We start from the raw sequence: 14,157 nt of genomic DNA, 5'->3' as shown, positions 1-14,157 counted from the left end.
GCCGCGTCAGCTAGAGCGACCGACACCATGGCCACCAAGCGCACCTTCCAACCCAGCAACCTCAAGCGCAAGCGCGACCACGGTTTCCGTGCCCGCATGGCGACTGCCGACGGCCGCAAGATCCTTGCCCGCCGCCGCGCCAAGGGCCGCGCTCGCCTCACGGCCTGATGCTGCCTGGCGGCCGCTTCCCGCTGGCCGCCAACCTTCCGCTTCGCATGAACCTCCGCTTGCCCCGCCAAGCGCGTGTACGCGTGCGTGCGGAATTCGACCGGGTTTTCCAGGACGGCCGCCGCACGGCGACGCCGCTGTTGGCCCTGCATGTCCTGCGTGATGGCGCGCCCGCGCGCCTGGGCCTTGCCGTGTCACGCAAGGTCGATCGTCGCGCGGTGGCGCGCAACCGCATCAAGCGCGCGCTGCGCGACGAATTCCGCCATGTCCGCGCTGCATTGCCGGACGCGGCGTTCGTCGTGGTCGTGCGCCACGGTGCCTCCAGTGCGGCGCCCGAAGCGCTGCGCGTAGCCTTCCGCGATGCGTTGCGCCGCGCTGGCGCGTTGCCCGCACCGGACGTGACCGGCACAATGCCCGCCGCCCCCCTTTCCGCCATCCCAGCGCCGCGTCCTGCCGGCCAATGAGCATTCCTGCCCGATGAACCAGACCCGCACCTTCCTGATCTTCGCCTGGCTGATGGTGGCGACCCTGTTGTGGATGGAGTGGGGCAAGGAGCAGCGCGCACCCGTTCCGGTGGCGGATACCGCCGCCGCGATCGCCGGTCCCGATGCCAGCATTCCCGGCGCGCCGGCCAGCGCAGCGGTTCCCGGCGCGGTGCCGGTGGCGCCCGCCGCGCCTGCCGTCGGAGCGATTCCCGGCATGGGCGCCACCCCGGCGCCGGCGGTCGATGGCCTGCTGCAGGTGCGCACCGACGTGCTCGACCTGGCGCTGCGCGGCGGCGTGGTCGCCCGCGTCGACCTGCTGCGTTTCCCGCAGACCCGCGACGACGGCAGCGCGCCGGTGCGCCTGTTCGACGACGCGCCGGCACGGTTCTTCGCCGCGCAGAGCGGCTGGGTCAGCCAGGGCAACGCCGCGCCGACGCACGAGGCCGGTTTCCAGCCGGAGTCGGCGCAGCAGCAGTACCAGCTGGCGGCGGGCAGCGACACGCTCGAGGTGCCGTTCGTGTGGCATGGGCCCGACGGGGTCAGCATCCGCCGCGTGTACGTGTTCACCCGTGGCAGCTATGCGATCGATGTGCGCGACACCGTCTACAACAAGAGCGATGCGCTGTGGCAGGGCCACGTCTACCGCCAGCTGATCCGCCTGCCGCTCGCGGTCAAGTCCGGCTGGACCAACCCGGAGTCCTTCAGCTTCAACGGCGCTACCTGGTTCAGCGCCGTCGACGGCTACAGCCGCCGCAAGTACGACGACTTCGTCGGCGACGGCCCGCTCAACCAGGTGCAGACCGGCGGCTGGCTGGCGATGCTCCAGCACCACTTCTTCAGCGCCTGGATCCCGGCGCCGACCGACGAGGTCACCGTGTCGCTGCAGTCCACGCCGGGCGCCGGCGGCGCGCCGCTGTACCTGGTCCGCGAAGTCGGCCCCGGCGTCAGCGTGGCGCCCGACGGCCAGGCCAGCACCAGCGCCCGTCTGTGGGTCGGTCCCAAGCTGGTCGGCCAGATCAAGGCCCAGGGCGTCCCCGGCCTGGACCGCGCGGTCGACTACAGCCGCTTCTCGGTGTTCGCCTTCCTCGGCGAAGGCCTGTTCTGGATCCTCAACAAGCTGCACGGCCTGTTCCAGAACTGGGGCTGGTCGATCATCGGCCTGGTGATGCTGGTGAAGCTGGTGCTGTTCCCGCTGTCCAAGGCGCAGTACCAGTCGATGGCCAAGATGCGCAAGTTCCAGCCGCGCATCGCGCAGCTCAAGGAACGCTACGGCGACGACAAGCAGAAGTTCCAGGTCGCCATGATGGAGCTCTACAAGAAAGAGAAGATCAATCCGGTCGGCGGCTGCCTGCCGGTGCTGCTGCAGATGCCGATCTTCCTCGCCCTGTACTGGGTGCTGCTGGAGTCGGTGGAGCTGCGCCACGCGCCGTGGATGCTGTGGATCCAGGACCTGACCGCGCGCGACCCGTACTTCATCCTGCCGGTGGTCAACATCGCGGTGATGTGGGCGACGCAGAAGCTGACGCCGATGGTCGGCATGGACCCGATGCAGCAGAAGATGATGCAGCTTATGCCGCTCGTGTTCGGCGTGTTCATGGTGTTCTTCCCGGCCGGCCTGGTGCTGTACTGGGTCACCAACGGCTCGCTCGGCCTGCTGCAGCAGTGGTGGCTGATCCGCCGCTATGCCGACACGCCAGCCAAGCCCGGCGACACCGGGACCGCGGTCGCGAAGAAGTGATGCCGGCGGCCGGACCACGCGGCCATGCCTGACCGCGCCACCGACACCATCGTCGCCGTCGCCACCGCGCCCGGCGCCGGCGGCATCGGCATCGTGCGGCTGTCGGGTCCGGCGTCGTCCGCGATCGCGGCCACCCTCTGCGGGCGCAGGCTGCGCCCGCGCCATGCCCACCACGCGCGCTTCCGCGACGCCGCCGGCGAGGTGCTCGACGACGGCATCGCGCTGCTGTTCCCGGGTCCGGCCAGCTACACCGGCGAGGACGTCGCCGAACTGCAGGCGCACGGCAACCCGGCGCTGCTGCAGGCGCTGGTGGCGCGCTGCTGCGTGCTGGGCGCGCGCATGGCGCGGCCCGGCGAATTCACCGAACGCGCGTTCCTCAACGGTCGCCTGGACCTGGCACAGGCCGAAGCCGTCGCCGACCTGATCGCCGCCGGCGACATGCTTGCCGCGCGTGCGGCGCGGCGCGCGCTCGACGGCGCGTTCTCGCACCGGGTCGAGGCGCTGGCCGACGCGCTGGTCGCGATCCGCGTTCACGCCGAAGCCGCCATCGATTTCGCCGACGAGCCCCTCGATACCCTCGGTGGCGACCTGCTGGCGGCGCGCCTGGGCGAGGCCCGCGCCGACCTTGCCGCGCTGCTCGCCGCAGCCGAACGCGGGCGGCGCCTGCGCGACGGCCTGCATGCGGTGATCGTCGGCCCGCCCAACGCCGGCAAGAGTTCGCTGCTGAACGCGCTTGCGGGCAGCGAGCGCGCCATCGTCACCGACGTCGCCGGCACCACCCGCGACCTGCTGCGCGAATCGCTGCACATCGACGGCGCCGAGCTGGTCCTGGTCGACACCGCCGGCCTGCGCGAAGGCGGCGATGCGATCGAACGCGAGGGCATGCGCCGCGCGCACGACGAACTGAAGCGCGCCGGGCTGGCGGTGGTGGTGCTGGATGCCCGTGACCCGGATGCCGGCCGCGCCGCGCTCGATATCGCCCTGGCCGGCGTTCCCGAAATCCTCTGGCTGCACAACAAGGCCGACCTGCTGCCCGTCGATGCCCCGGCCGCGGCACCCGGTGTGTTGCGCGTTTCGGCACGCTCCGGCGCGGGGCTGGACGCCCTGCACGCGCGCCTGCGCGCGGCGGTGCTGGGCGAGCCGGCCGCGGGCGAAGGCGAGTTCACCGCGCGCGCGCGCCATGTCGAAGCGCTGGCACGCGCGGCCGGCCACCTCGAGATCGCGGCGGACGCGCTTGCAACCGAAACCCTGGACCTGGCCGCCGAGGCGCTGCGTGCCGCGCATCGCGCGCTGGGCGAGGTCACCGGGCAGGTGGGCGCGGACGAACTACTCGGTCACATTTTTTCGCGCTTCTGCATCGGCAAGTAGCGCAGGCGCCGCCGACGGCGCCCGGGTGTTGACAAACGGCCGCGCCTGTCGCGTCCTACGCACACGTGCGCGCCCGCGCACCAAGGGGGAGTTGAACCGATGTCTGTGACAAAACATGCGTTCCCGCGCCCGGTGGTCTACCGGCTCGCGCTGGGCGTGGCGCTGATCTGCGCCCTGTCGGCCTGCAAGAACGACGAGGCCACCACCACCCAGCCGGCCGCCGAGGCGGTGACCGGCGAGCAGGCCGCCGCCGCCGCGGCTGCCGCCACCGAAGGGACCGCCGCGGCACTTGCCGCGCTCAGCCCCGATGAACTGCGCGCCAAGGCACGCGCGGCCTATGCCGAGAGCAAGCTGTACGCACCGGCTGGCGACAACGCCATGGAGTACTACCTCGCCCTGCGCGAGAAGTCCCCCGGCGACGCGGCGGTGTCCAGCGCGCTCACCGACCTGATGCCGATGGTGGTCATCGCCACCGAGCAGGGGCGTGACCGCGAAGACTTCCTCGAGGCCCGGCGCCTGTCCGCCCTGATCGAGAAGGCCGACGCCAACCATCCGTCGCTGGCACGCCTGAAGGCCTCGATCACCGGCGCCGAGGAGGCCGCCGGCCGGCGCGTCGCCCAGCAGGCACTGACCGCCGAGCAGGAGGCCGCGCGCCAGGAACAGCTGGCCGCCGATCGCGTCCGCGCCCAGGCCGACGAACAGCGCGCCGCCGCGCAGCAGCTGGTGGAGCAGCAGGCTGTCGCCGCACGCGCCGCAACCGAGGAAGCCGCCGCAGCCGCGCGTCGCGAGGAGCAGCGCGTGGCCGAGCAGCGCGCCGCCGAACAGCGCGCGGCCGAGGAACGTGCCGCCGCCGCGCGGCCCGCCGCGGCCACCACGCCGGCCGTCGGCACCGCCCTGCGCGCGCTGAGCACGCCGGCACCGCGTTACCCGGCGGAAGCGCTGCGTGCTGCGCAGTCCGGCGAGGTGCAGGTGGAGTTCACCGTGTCGCCCGACGGCAGCGTCAGCGATGCACGCGTGGTGCGTGCCAATCCGCCGCGGGTGTTCGACCGCGAGGCGGTCGCCGCGGTACGCCGCTGGCGCTTCGAGCCCGTGGCCGAGGCGGTCACCACCCGGCGCACCATCGCGTTCAATCCCGGCGAGTGACGCGGGAGGCAAGGCGAAGAAGAGCCCGGCGCAAGCCGGGTTTTTTTGTGGTTCTTTCCCGACCTGCGGAAAAAAAGGCGCGGGGCTGGTGTTGGCGGCGGGTACCAAGGCCCTTGAGGGCTCATGTCCCCCGGCGCTGGCCTTGCGGCCAGCGCCTCCTCCTTGACTTCCCCCTCAACGGCCTTGGCACCCGCTCCGCCGCACTACGCGGTGTATCGAGGAGCAAAAAGCCACAGCCCGCGATCCCGCGCGTGCTCTGTCCTGCGAGCCAGTGCAGCCCCCCGAAGTGGCCGGGAGGCCGTCGCGGGGAAGTCAAGGAGGAGGCATCCGCCGCCAGGCGGGTGCCGGGGGACATGAGCCGCGACGGCCTCACGGCCACCACAGGGGCCGAACGAAAAAAGCCCGGCAAGAGCCGGGCTTTTCAGGGGGCGCCGAGGCCGGCGTCAGGCAGAGATCGCCAGCTTCTCGCGGTGGTACAGCCGCGCGGCCAGCAGCCACAGCACCACCCCCAACCCGAAGCCTGCGGCAAGGTAGGTGCCCCATTCCAGCGGCGTGATCCACTCGCTGCGCACCAGCTTCAGCAGCATCTGGTTCTGCGCCAGGAACGGCACCGTGAACTGCCACAGCGCGTTCTTCACCGGATTCACCATCAGCACCACCGTCGGCACGATCGGCAGCAGCATCAGGATGCTCATGTAGCTCTGCGCTTCCTTCACCGACTTCACGCTGGCCGCGATCAGGGTCAGCAGCGTGGTGCCGATCAGCACCATCGGCAGCAGCACCAGCAGCATCTGCAGCATCATCGGCGCCGAGACCGAGACCAGCTGCATCGCCCTGGGTGCCAGCGCGAAGCTCAGCTTGAACGCCACCAGGATCAGCGCCAGGCTGAGCATCCCGAACAGGCACGCGGCGAGGATCTTGCCGCTCATCAGCGCGCTGCGCGATGCCGGCGTGGCCAGCAGCGGCTCGAGCGACTGACGTTCGCGCTCGCCCGCGGTGACGTCGATCACCAGGTAGGCGCCGCCGAGGAACGCGCTCAGGATCAGCAGGTACGGCAGGAACGCCAGCAGCATGCCGCGCCGCGCCTCGGGCGTGGCCACGTCGCGCTGCGCGACCAGCACCGGCGTCGCCACCTCCGGGCTCAGACCGCGGCTGACCACGCGCAGCGCGCCGAGCTGCTGCCCGTACTGGGCGATCGCGGTCTGCAGGCGCTCGACCGGGATCCGCGAATCCTGGCGGGACGAGTCGTAGATGAGCTCGACCATCGCGCCGCGGCTCTCGCGCCAGCGCTCGGGGTAGTCGGCCGGGATGCGCAGCACCACGTCGTGCTCCTGCTGGCGCACCGCGGTGTCCGGGTCGGCCGGCGGCGGCAGGGTGGCGATGTTGCGCGTGCCGAGGTGGCGCACCAGGTTGGGCGCGTGCTCGGCGCCGATCACCGGCAGCTCCAGGGTGGATTCGAGCTGGGTGCGCGCGCGCTTCTCGGCCATCGAGCCGATGCCGAGGATCAGCACCGGGAACAGGATCGGACCCATCAGCAGGCCCAGCATCACCGTGCGCCGGTCGCGGAACAGGTCCATCAGTTCCTTGCGCGCGACGGTGAACAACGCGTTGTTGGTCAGGCTCATGCGGACAGGCCCTCCTCGGTGCCGATCAGTTGGACGAAGGCGTCCTCCAGGTTGTCTTCGCCCGCCTGCGCGCGCAGCTCGTCGGGCGTGCCGTGGGCACGCACCTCGCCGTTGGCGATGATGACGATGCGGTCACAGAGCGCCGCGACCTCCTGCATGATGTGGCTGGAGAAGATCACGCAGCGGCCCTCGCCGCGCAGCTGCTGCAGGAACGCACGCAGCCCGCGGGTGGTCATCACGTCCAGCCCGTTGGTGGGCTCGTCGAGGATCACGTTGCGCGGGTCGTGCACCAGCGCGCGCGCGATCGCGGTCTTGGTGCGCTGGCCCTGCGAAAACCCTTCGGTGCGACGGTCGAGGAAATCGACCATGCCCAGCGTCTCCGCCATGGCCGCGGTGCGCGCGGCGATGGTGGCGTCGTCGAGGCCGTGCAGGCGCCCGAAGTAGGCGATGTTCTCGCGCGCGGTGAGGCGCTTGTACACGCCACGCGCGTCAGGGAGCACGCCGAGGCGACGACGCACCGCGGCGGCATCGCGCCGCGTGTCGAGGCCGTCGATGCGCACCTCGCCGCGCTCGGGCGTCATCAGCGTGTACAGCATGCGCAGGGTGGTGGTCTTGCCGGCGCCGTTGGGGCCGAGCAGGCCGGTGATCTCGCCGTCGCGGGCGGTGAAGCTGACCCCGCGCACCGCGTGCACCGGGCCGGTCTTGGACGGGAAGCTCTTGTGCAGGTCGTGGACTTCGATCATCTCAAGGCTCCCAGCCATAGTTGCCGGCAAACGGCGGCTCGGCGGCCAGGCGCTCGAGGCAGGTGGCGTCGATGCCGGCGGCATCGGCGCGTTCGATGAACTGCGCGAACAGCTTGGGCATGCAGCCGACGCCGAGCACCGCATGGCCCTGGCCGGGAGCGACCAGGTGGCGACCATTGGCGAGGTGCTTCACGACCTCTTCGCCATAGCGCGGCGGCGTGACCGGGTCGTACTCGCCGCTGATCGCCAGCACCGGCACGTCGCCGTCCAGCGGCGCGCGGAAGCCGGCCGCCCGCGGGGCCACGGGCCAGGCTTCGCACTGCGTCTGCATCAGTTCGACCATGTCGTTGCCGAGCACGCTGGTGCTGTCGCGCGGGTCGCTCTTGAGGTCGGACGCATCCTCGGTGCACATCACCGACAGCTGCATGCCGTGCGCGATCATGTCGCCGAGCGACGACGCCAGCAGCCGCGACTGCGCCATCAGCGGCTCGTAGCGGCCGTTGGCGGCCTCGTGCAGCAGCAGCGGCAAGGTCGACGCCGTGGCCGGCTGGTAGGAGAACATCCGCAGCAGCGCGGCGAGGTCGCCGAACTGCGGCGCCTGCGTGTGCCAAGCGCCGTTCACCGGATCGCGGAAGCGCACTTCGGCGAGGTTGCCGGCCTGCAGCGCGGTGCGCACCGCGGCCAGCTGCGCGGTCGGGTCGCCGAGGTTGGCCAGGCAGGCCTTGTCGGCGCGGCAGCGCGCGAACTGCGCGGCCAGCGCGTCTTCCAGGTTGCGCGCGTGCTCCTGGCCCAGCGCCAGGGTGTTGGGCACCACGCCGTCGATCACCACCGTGCGCACCTGGGCCGGGAACGCCTTGGCGTACTGCTGCGCGACGCGGGTGCCGTACGACACGCCGACCAGGTTGGCCTGCGGTGCGCCGAACGCCGCGCGCACCAGGTCGAGGTCGCGCACGTGGTCCATGGTGCCGTAGCGGCGCAGGTCGCTGTCCTTGGCCAGCGTGTCGCGGCACTGCGCGGCGAACGCGCGCATCGCGTCCGGGCTCATGTCGTCCGCCGGCCCGAACGCGTTGTCGCCCTCGCCGTCGCTGCAACGCAGCGGGTGCGACCCGCCGGTGCCGCGCGCATCGACCAGCAGCACGTGGCGGTTGCGGCGCACGTCGGAGAACGCCGGCGCCACGCTCGGGTAGGACTCGAGCGCGGACTGCCCGGGTCCGCCGGCGATCATGAACACCGGGTCGGGTTCGGCCTGGCCCTTGGCCGGGATCCACGCCACCGCCAGCTCGATGCGCCGGCCGTCGGGTGCGTCATGGTCCTCGGGAACTTCGAAGCGCGTGCACTGCGCCTCCACGGCGGACGCGCCGACCGCGCTCAGCGAACAGGGCTCGAACGCCAGCGTGCCGTGGCGCATGCGCCCGTCGGCCAGCGCGCCCTCGACGCCCTCGCCGGTCTGCGCCGCACAGCCGGCGGCGAGCGCCGCGGCCAGCAGCGTGGCGATGGTGGTTCCACGTGTACTCATGCAGGATCCTCGGGGAAAAAAATGGCTTCGATGGGCGATGCGAACAGGCCGGCGATGCGGAACGCCAGCGGCAGGCTTGGATCGTACTTGCCGGTCTCGATCGCGTTCACGGTCTGCCTGGAGACATCCAGACGTTCGCCGAGCTGCGCCTGTGACCAGCCGCGCGCCTCGCGCAGTTCGCGGACGCGGCTCTTCACCGGTAGCGACGCGCAGTGATGCACGCGAACACGCCGTACAGCAGCGAATACGCCGGCAGCACCAGGATCAGCGCCAGGCCGGTGTCGACCCGCAGGACGCCGGCCAGCGCGAGCAGTCCGAGCGAGAAGCTGCCGAGCGTCAGCACCAGCGACGCCTGGGCGAAGGATTCAAGCTGGATCCTGCGCTGCATTTCATCGCTGTCGCGCACGAAGCGCAGCACCGCGCGTGCAACGAACACGATCGGCACCGCCGGCAGCAGTGCCAGGGCGGCGCGCGCCCAGGTGGCATCGACCGCGCGCAGCGCGTACATCGACAGGAACAGCACCACGACGTAGGCCGCCATGGCGGGGATGAACTCGCGCTGGTAACGCCGTTGGATCGACTGCATGGTGGACTCCGTGTCAAGTTTGCTTGACACAAGAGTGCAGCGCCCGGAATCCGGTGTCAAGCGAGCTTTACACAGCGGCGCCGCGCGCCGCGCACTCACTTGCTGCTGACGTACTTCTCGCGGCGGATGCGCGGCACCGGCAGGCCATGGACCTTGAGCGCCTCGAAGCAGGCGTCGACCATGTCCGGGTTGCCGCACAGGTAGGCGATGTCGCCATCGGCCGAGGGCGCGAACTCGTCGATGAACTGCTGAACATAGCCGTGGCGCACATCGGCGTGCGCCTGCGCCGAGCCCGGCGCGGGCAGCTCGCGCGAGAAGCACGGCACGAAGCGGAACGCGGGGTGGCGCGCGGCGAACGCGCGGAACTCGTCGCCGTACAGCAGCTCGGCGGGCGTGCGCGCACCGAACAGCAGCACCACCTCGATGCCGCGCGCCGCCATCGCCTCGGCCAGCTGCGGCAGCATCGCGCGGTACGGGGTCACGCCGGTGCCGGTGGCGATCAGCAGGTAGCGGTGGTTGTCGTCGGCCGGCTGCAGGCAGAAGCGCCCGAACGGGCCGCTGGCCTGCACCGTGCCGCCCTCCTCCAGGCCCTCGAACAGCGCGGTCGCGGCGCCGCCGGGCACGTAGCTCACCGCGATCTCCACGCTCTCGCCGGCATCCGGTACGTGGTCGCGGATGGTGGCCAGCGAATAGCTGCGCTTGGTGGCGGTGCCGTCCGCGTAATGGAAGTGCACCTGCACGAACTGGCCGGGGATGTAGTCCAGCGGCGCGCCGTCGTCGCGGACGAAGGTCAGGTGCGCCACCGAAGGCGCCAGCATGCGGCGGGAAACGAGCTTGAGCGGGAATTGTGCGGGCACAGCGGAACAGACCATTGCCGGGCCTCGACCCGCAGGGCTCCTATAATACCGCCCCCGCTGCACCCGGCCGCGGCCAGGACCCACGATGACCCAGTCCACCATGCCCGCCGGCGACCACGCCGCGCTTTCGGTACGCGACCTGCGCAAGACCTACGACACCGGTGTCGAGGCGCTCAAGGGCGTGTCGCTGGATGTCGCGCCCGGCGATTTCCACGCCCTGCTCGGCCCGAACGGCGCCGGCAAGTCGACGCTCATCGGCATCGTCTCGTCGCTGGTCAACCGCACGTCGGGCGAGGTGCGCGTGTTCGGCGTGGACCAGCAGGTCGAGCGCGCGCGCGCGATGCGCCTGATCGGCCTGGTGCCGCAGGAACTCAACTTCAACATGTTCGAGCGTCCGCTCGACATCCTGGTGAACTACGCCGGCTTCTACGGCATCCCGCGCCGCGAGGCGCTGCCGCGCGCGCAGCGAGAACTCGACCGCGCGCACCTCGGCGGCAAGTCGAAGTCGATGGCGCGCACGCTGTCGGGCGGCATGAAGCGGCGGCTGATGATTGCGCGCGCCATGATGACCAACCCGCGGCTGCTGATCCTCGACGAGCCCAGCGCCGGCGTGGACATCGAGATCCGCCGCGGCATGTGGCAGTCGCTGCGCGAGATCAACGCCGCCGGCACGACCATCATCCTCACCACGCACTACCTGGAGGAAGCGGAGAACCTGTGCCGCAACCTGGCGATCATCGACCACGGCCGGATCATCGAGCACGGGCCGATGCGCACGCTGCTGTCGAAGCTCGACGTGGAAGGGTTCCTGTTCGACGTCGACGGCATGCTGCCCACGCAGCTCCCGGACATCCCCGGCGCGGCGGTCACCGCGATCGACGCACACACCCTGGACATCGACATGCCGCGCGCCATGGACCTCAATCGCGTGTTCGCCGCGCTGGATTCCGCCGGCATCCGCGTGCGTTCGATGCGCACCAAGTCGAACCGGCTGGAAGAGCTCTTCGTGCGCCTCACCGGTGACCCGGCGCGGCCGGCCGCGGCCCCGGGAGCGGCGGCATGAACGCCCTCGACCCCGCCGTGGCCGAGGCCGGCACCCTGCGCCCGAACATGGTGGCGCTGGGCACCATCGCCCGCCGCGAGGTGATGCGCATCCTGCGCATCTGGAGCCAGACCCTGGTGCCGCCGGCGATCACCATGACCCTGTACTTCCTGATCTTCGGCGGCCTGATCGGCTCGCGGATCGGGACCATGGACGGCATCGCCTACATGGACTTCATCGTGCCGGGCTTGGTGATGATGAGCGTGATCCAGAACAGCTACGGCAACATCTCGTCGAGCTTCTTCGGCGCCAAGTTCGGCCGCCACGTCGAGGAGCTGCTGGTCAGCCCGATGCCGCCGTGGGTGATCCTCGGCGGCTACGTCGCCGGCGCGGTGCTGCGCGGGGTGATGGTGGGCGTGATCGTGCTGGCCATCGCCATGCTGTTCACCACCGTGCGCATCCCGCACCCGTGGGTGACGCTGAGCACGGTGCTGCTGGGCGCGACGATCTTCTCGCTGGCCGGCTTCGTCAACGCGGTGTACGCCAAGAAGTTCGATGACGTGGCGATCGTGCCGATCTTCATCCTCACCCCGCTGACCTATCTCGGCGGCGTGTTCTATTCGGTGCGGCTGCTGCCGGACTGGGCCGAGGCCGCCACCCACGCCAACCCGATCTTCTACATGGTCAACGCGTTCCGCTACGGCCTGCTCGGGCAAAGCGACGTCTCGCTGTGGCTGGCGTATGCGCTGATGCTGGGCTTCGTGGTGGCGCTCGGCGCGCTCAGCCTGTGGCTGCTGAAGCGCGGGGTCGGATTGCGTTCCTGAGTCGCGCGCTGGCGGCGCCGGGCGTGCCGGCGCGGCGCGCCGTTCAGGCGCAGGCGGCGCCTTCTCCCACCGGGCGGCACTGCTGCGGGAAGCCGTGCCTGCGCCAGTAGGCAAGGATGCCGGTGTCGCGCAGGTAGTCCTGGAATGCCGGGTCGCGGCGCAGCCAGGCCAGGTCCTTCGTCCATAGCAGCAGATCCCAGCTCGAATAGTTGCGGCGCCGCATCTCGTTGAGCCTGGCGATGAACTCGGGCGCATGCGCGGGGGCGTCGGGCGCCAGGACGCGGGAAAAATTCCAGAAGACGGCGTTGCGTTCGTACGTGTCGAACTCGGCCAGCGCCTGCGGCCACCGCTCCGGGTCGATCAGCGCGTGGGAGACCGCGACATAGCCGGGCACGAGCAGCGCGGCATTGGGATCGTCATTGTCCGGTGCGCCGATCTGCGTGGTCGCGATGCGCAGTGCCTGCGCATGGTCGCGACGCCAGACGGCGTTGAACCAGCGTGCATAGGCGCCACCTGCCCCGGCTTTCTCGAGTTCCGCACGGGCTTCGTCATGCCGGCCCCGGGTGTCGAGAAGACGGCCGAGGATGAAACGCGGGCTGGTGTTGATCGGGTCGCGCACGGCAAGTTCGCGGGCTGCCGCCTCGGCGCGATCCAGGTAGCCGAGCCGCGCCAGGATGAACTGGTATCCGACCACGGTCCGTACATCACTGGGCGCCACCCGTGCCGCCTCGGCCTGCAAGGCCAGGCAACGTTCCCACGCGTCCCTGGCGCAGGCGTCGCGGGCCAGCAGCACGTACGGCTCGGGCAGCGACGGATCCAGCCGCCGGGCGATGCCCGCTTCGTGCAGCACTTCCGCGCGCAGGGCCGATGCCAACGCAGGCGTGCGTATTTCACGGATGGTCAGCGCCATCGCCAGGCCGGCGTGCGAGTGGGCGTCCTCCTCGCGCTCGCGCAGCAGTGCGCGGAACTCGGATTCCGCCCGCTCGGCATCTTCGAGCGGCAACCAGAAGCTGCCCGACGCCAGCAACCTGCGGGCCGCCAGGGAGCGGCGCAGGAATTCCGCATCGCCGCTCTCCCTGGGCGTGCCCGCCAGACCCAGCTTCAGCGTCAATGCGGCGGCCACCGCCTCGGCGATCTCCCGCTGCAGCGGCAGCACTTCATTGGCGTGGCGGTCGAAATCGCGCGTCCAGAGCGCGCTGCCGCTGCCGGCATCGACCAGGCGCAGGCGGATGCGCAGGGACTGCCCGTCCTGCTGCAGGCTGCCTTCAAGCGAATGGGTGACGTCCAGCCGTTGCGCCAGCTGTGCGGGATCGCGGGTTTCGGCCGCGGCCAGCCGGGTCGACTCGCGCGCGATCACGCGCAAACCGTCGATCCGGGCCAGGCTGCCGATCATTTCCTCGCTCAGGCCATCGGCAAGAATGCGCACGCCCTCGCCCAGGCCGATCGGCTTGAGCGGCATCACCACCAGGACGGGCATTGGCGCAGGCCTCGCCGCGGACGACACGGGCATTGCCGCCACGGGTTCCGCACGCGGCCGCAAATACCACGCAGCGGCCAGCATCAGCGCAAGCAGCGGCAGCAGCAGCCAGCCAAGCCTGCGCCAGGGCGCACCGGGCGCACCGGGCGGCCGCGGGGGTGCTGCGCGAGCGCCGGGATCGAAGCGATAGCCGACGCCATGCAAGGTATGCAGGTAATGCGGCGCGTGCGCGTCTTCGCCCAGCGCATGCCGCAGCAGGGTCACCACCCGATTCAACACGCCTGGAGTGACGTAGCGGTGGCCCCAGACCGCGTCGAGGATTTCGTCGCGCGTGAACACCCGGCCGGGCGCCTGCGCGAGCAGGGCAAGCACGTCGAAGGCCTTGGGTTCCAGCGCCTGCGGCCGGCCACCGCGCAACAGGCGACGACCGGCGAAGTCGATCACCACATCGTCGAACGCCAGCGGGATCGGGTCGGGTCGGTCCAATGCGCACCATTCGCGGGCGGCCGCATACAGGCATACGGAAAACGCCGGCCGGAGCGGTCCCCAAGCATTCCCCAAGCTTTGCAAACGATTGCCTCAGCA

Annotated in this window: 14 protein-coding genes; 7 read left to right on the top strand and 7 right to left on the bottom strand. The window is 70.8% G+C overall.

Features of this window, described 5'->3' with window-relative positions; all coding sequences use genetic code 11:
* Positions 1–27: 27 nt before the first annotated feature.
* The 5 genes from rpmH to JGR64_RS13785 all read left to right on the top strand — a co-directional run bounded on the left by rpmH (position 28) and on the right by JGR64_RS13785 (position 4,902).
* Positions 28–168 (top strand): 50S ribosomal protein L34, encoded by a 141-nt coding sequence (rpmH, locus tag JGR64_RS13805; protein WP_182824021.1) that lies wholly within the window; start codon positions 28–30, stop codon positions 166–168.
* Positions 168–632 (top strand): ribonuclease P protein component, encoded by a 465-nt coding sequence (gene rnpA, locus JGR64_RS13800; protein WP_233348214.1) that lies wholly within the window; start codon positions 168–170, stop codon positions 630–632. Before rpmH ends, rnpA begins: the two co-directional genes overlap by 1 nt.
* A 13-nt stretch (positions 633–645) precedes the next feature.
* Positions 646–2,391: a membrane protein insertase YidC gene (gene yidC / locus JGR64_RS13795; RefSeq protein ID WP_199374223.1), complete on the top strand. Its 1,746-nt coding sequence runs from the start codon at positions 646–648 to the stop codon at positions 2,389–2,391.
* Between the two features lie 24 nt (positions 2,392–2,415).
* The gene (gene mnmE / locus JGR64_RS13790) at positions 2,416–3,759 is read left to right on the top strand and encodes a tRNA uridine-5-carboxymethylaminomethyl(34) synthesis GTPase MnmE (RefSeq protein ID WP_199374222.1); all 1,344 of its coding nucleotides are present in this window, start codon (positions 2,416–2,418) and stop codon (positions 3,757–3,759) included.
* A 99-nt stretch (positions 3,760–3,858) separates the two neighbouring features.
* Positions 3,859–4,902, top strand: a complete 1,044-nt coding sequence (locus JGR64_RS13785; protein WP_199374220.1) for an energy transducer TonB — start codon at positions 3,859–3,861, stop codon at positions 4,900–4,902.
* Between the two features lie 443 nt (positions 4,903–5,345).
* On the opposite strand, the gene JGR64_RS13780 is transcribed toward JGR64_RS13785, so the two are convergent.
* The 6 genes from JGR64_RS13780 to JGR64_RS13755 form a co-directional block, all read right to left on the bottom strand.
* Positions 5,346–6,527: an ABC transporter permease gene (locus tag JGR64_RS13780; RefSeq protein ID WP_199374218.1), complete on the bottom strand. Its 1,182-nt coding sequence runs from the start codon at positions 6,525–6,527 to the stop codon at positions 5,346–5,348.
* The gene (locus JGR64_RS13775) at positions 6,524–7,270 is read right to left on the bottom strand and encodes an ATP-binding cassette domain-containing protein (RefSeq protein ID WP_199374216.1); all 747 of its coding nucleotides are present in this window, start codon (positions 7,268–7,270) and stop codon (positions 6,524–6,526) included. The genes JGR64_RS13780 and JGR64_RS13775 overlap by 4 nt, the downstream gene beginning before the upstream one ends.
* Before the next feature lies 1 nt (position 7,271).
* Complete coding sequence (locus JGR64_RS13770; RefSeq protein ID WP_199374214.1) at positions 7,272–8,786, bottom strand: alpha/beta hydrolase; 1,515 nt, start codon at positions 8,784–8,786, stop codon at positions 7,272–7,274.
* A complete protein-coding gene (locus tag JGR64_RS13765; protein ID WP_199374212.1) occupies positions 8,783–8,983 on the bottom strand; it encodes a helix-turn-helix transcriptional regulator in 201 nt (66 codons plus the stop codon). The genes JGR64_RS13770 and JGR64_RS13765 overlap by 4 nt, the downstream gene beginning before the upstream one ends.
* Complete coding sequence (locus tag JGR64_RS13760) at positions 8,980–9,372, bottom strand: hypothetical protein (protein WP_199374210.1); 393 nt, start codon at positions 9,370–9,372, stop codon at positions 8,980–8,982. Before JGR64_RS13760 ends, JGR64_RS13765 begins: the two co-directional genes overlap by 4 nt.
* Before the next feature lie 95 nt (positions 9,373–9,467).
* Entirely contained in the window at positions 9,468–10,244 is a 777-nt protein-coding gene (locus JGR64_RS13755) for a ferredoxin--NADP reductase (RefSeq protein WP_199374208.1), read from the bottom strand.
* Positions 10,245–10,329: 85 nt separating this feature from the next.
* On the opposite strand from JGR64_RS13755, the gene JGR64_RS13750 reads away from it, so the two are divergent.
* Together JGR64_RS13750 and JGR64_RS13745 are read left to right on the top strand one after the other, a co-directional pair.
* Complete coding sequence (locus tag JGR64_RS13750; RefSeq protein ID WP_199374389.1) at positions 10,330–11,292, top strand: ABC transporter ATP-binding protein; 963 nt, start codon at positions 10,330–10,332, stop codon at positions 11,290–11,292.
* Entirely contained in the window at positions 11,289–12,095 is an 807-nt protein-coding gene (locus JGR64_RS13745; RefSeq protein ID WP_199374206.1) for an ABC transporter permease, read from the top strand. Before JGR64_RS13750 ends, JGR64_RS13745 begins: the two co-directional genes overlap by 4 nt.
* Before the next feature lie 43 nt (positions 12,096–12,138).
* Here the strand turns inward: JGR64_RS13745 and JGR64_RS13740 are convergent, their stop codons facing one another.
* Positions 12,139–14,058 carry a winged helix-turn-helix domain-containing protein gene (locus JGR64_RS13740; protein WP_199374204.1) on the bottom strand — a complete coding sequence of 640 codons (1,920 nt, stop codon included), beginning with the start codon at positions 14,056–14,058 and terminating at the stop codon, positions 12,139–12,141.
* Between the last annotated feature and the right edge of the window lie 99 nt (positions 14,059–14,157).

It is taken from the genome of Luteimonas sp. MC1572, from assembly GCF_016615815.1.
Lineage (GTDB): Bacteria > Pseudomonadota > Gammaproteobacteria > Xanthomonadales > Xanthomonadaceae > Luteimonas.
Note: the sequence above shows the minus strand (reverse complement) of the source record. Positions and strands in the feature narration are given on the sequence as shown.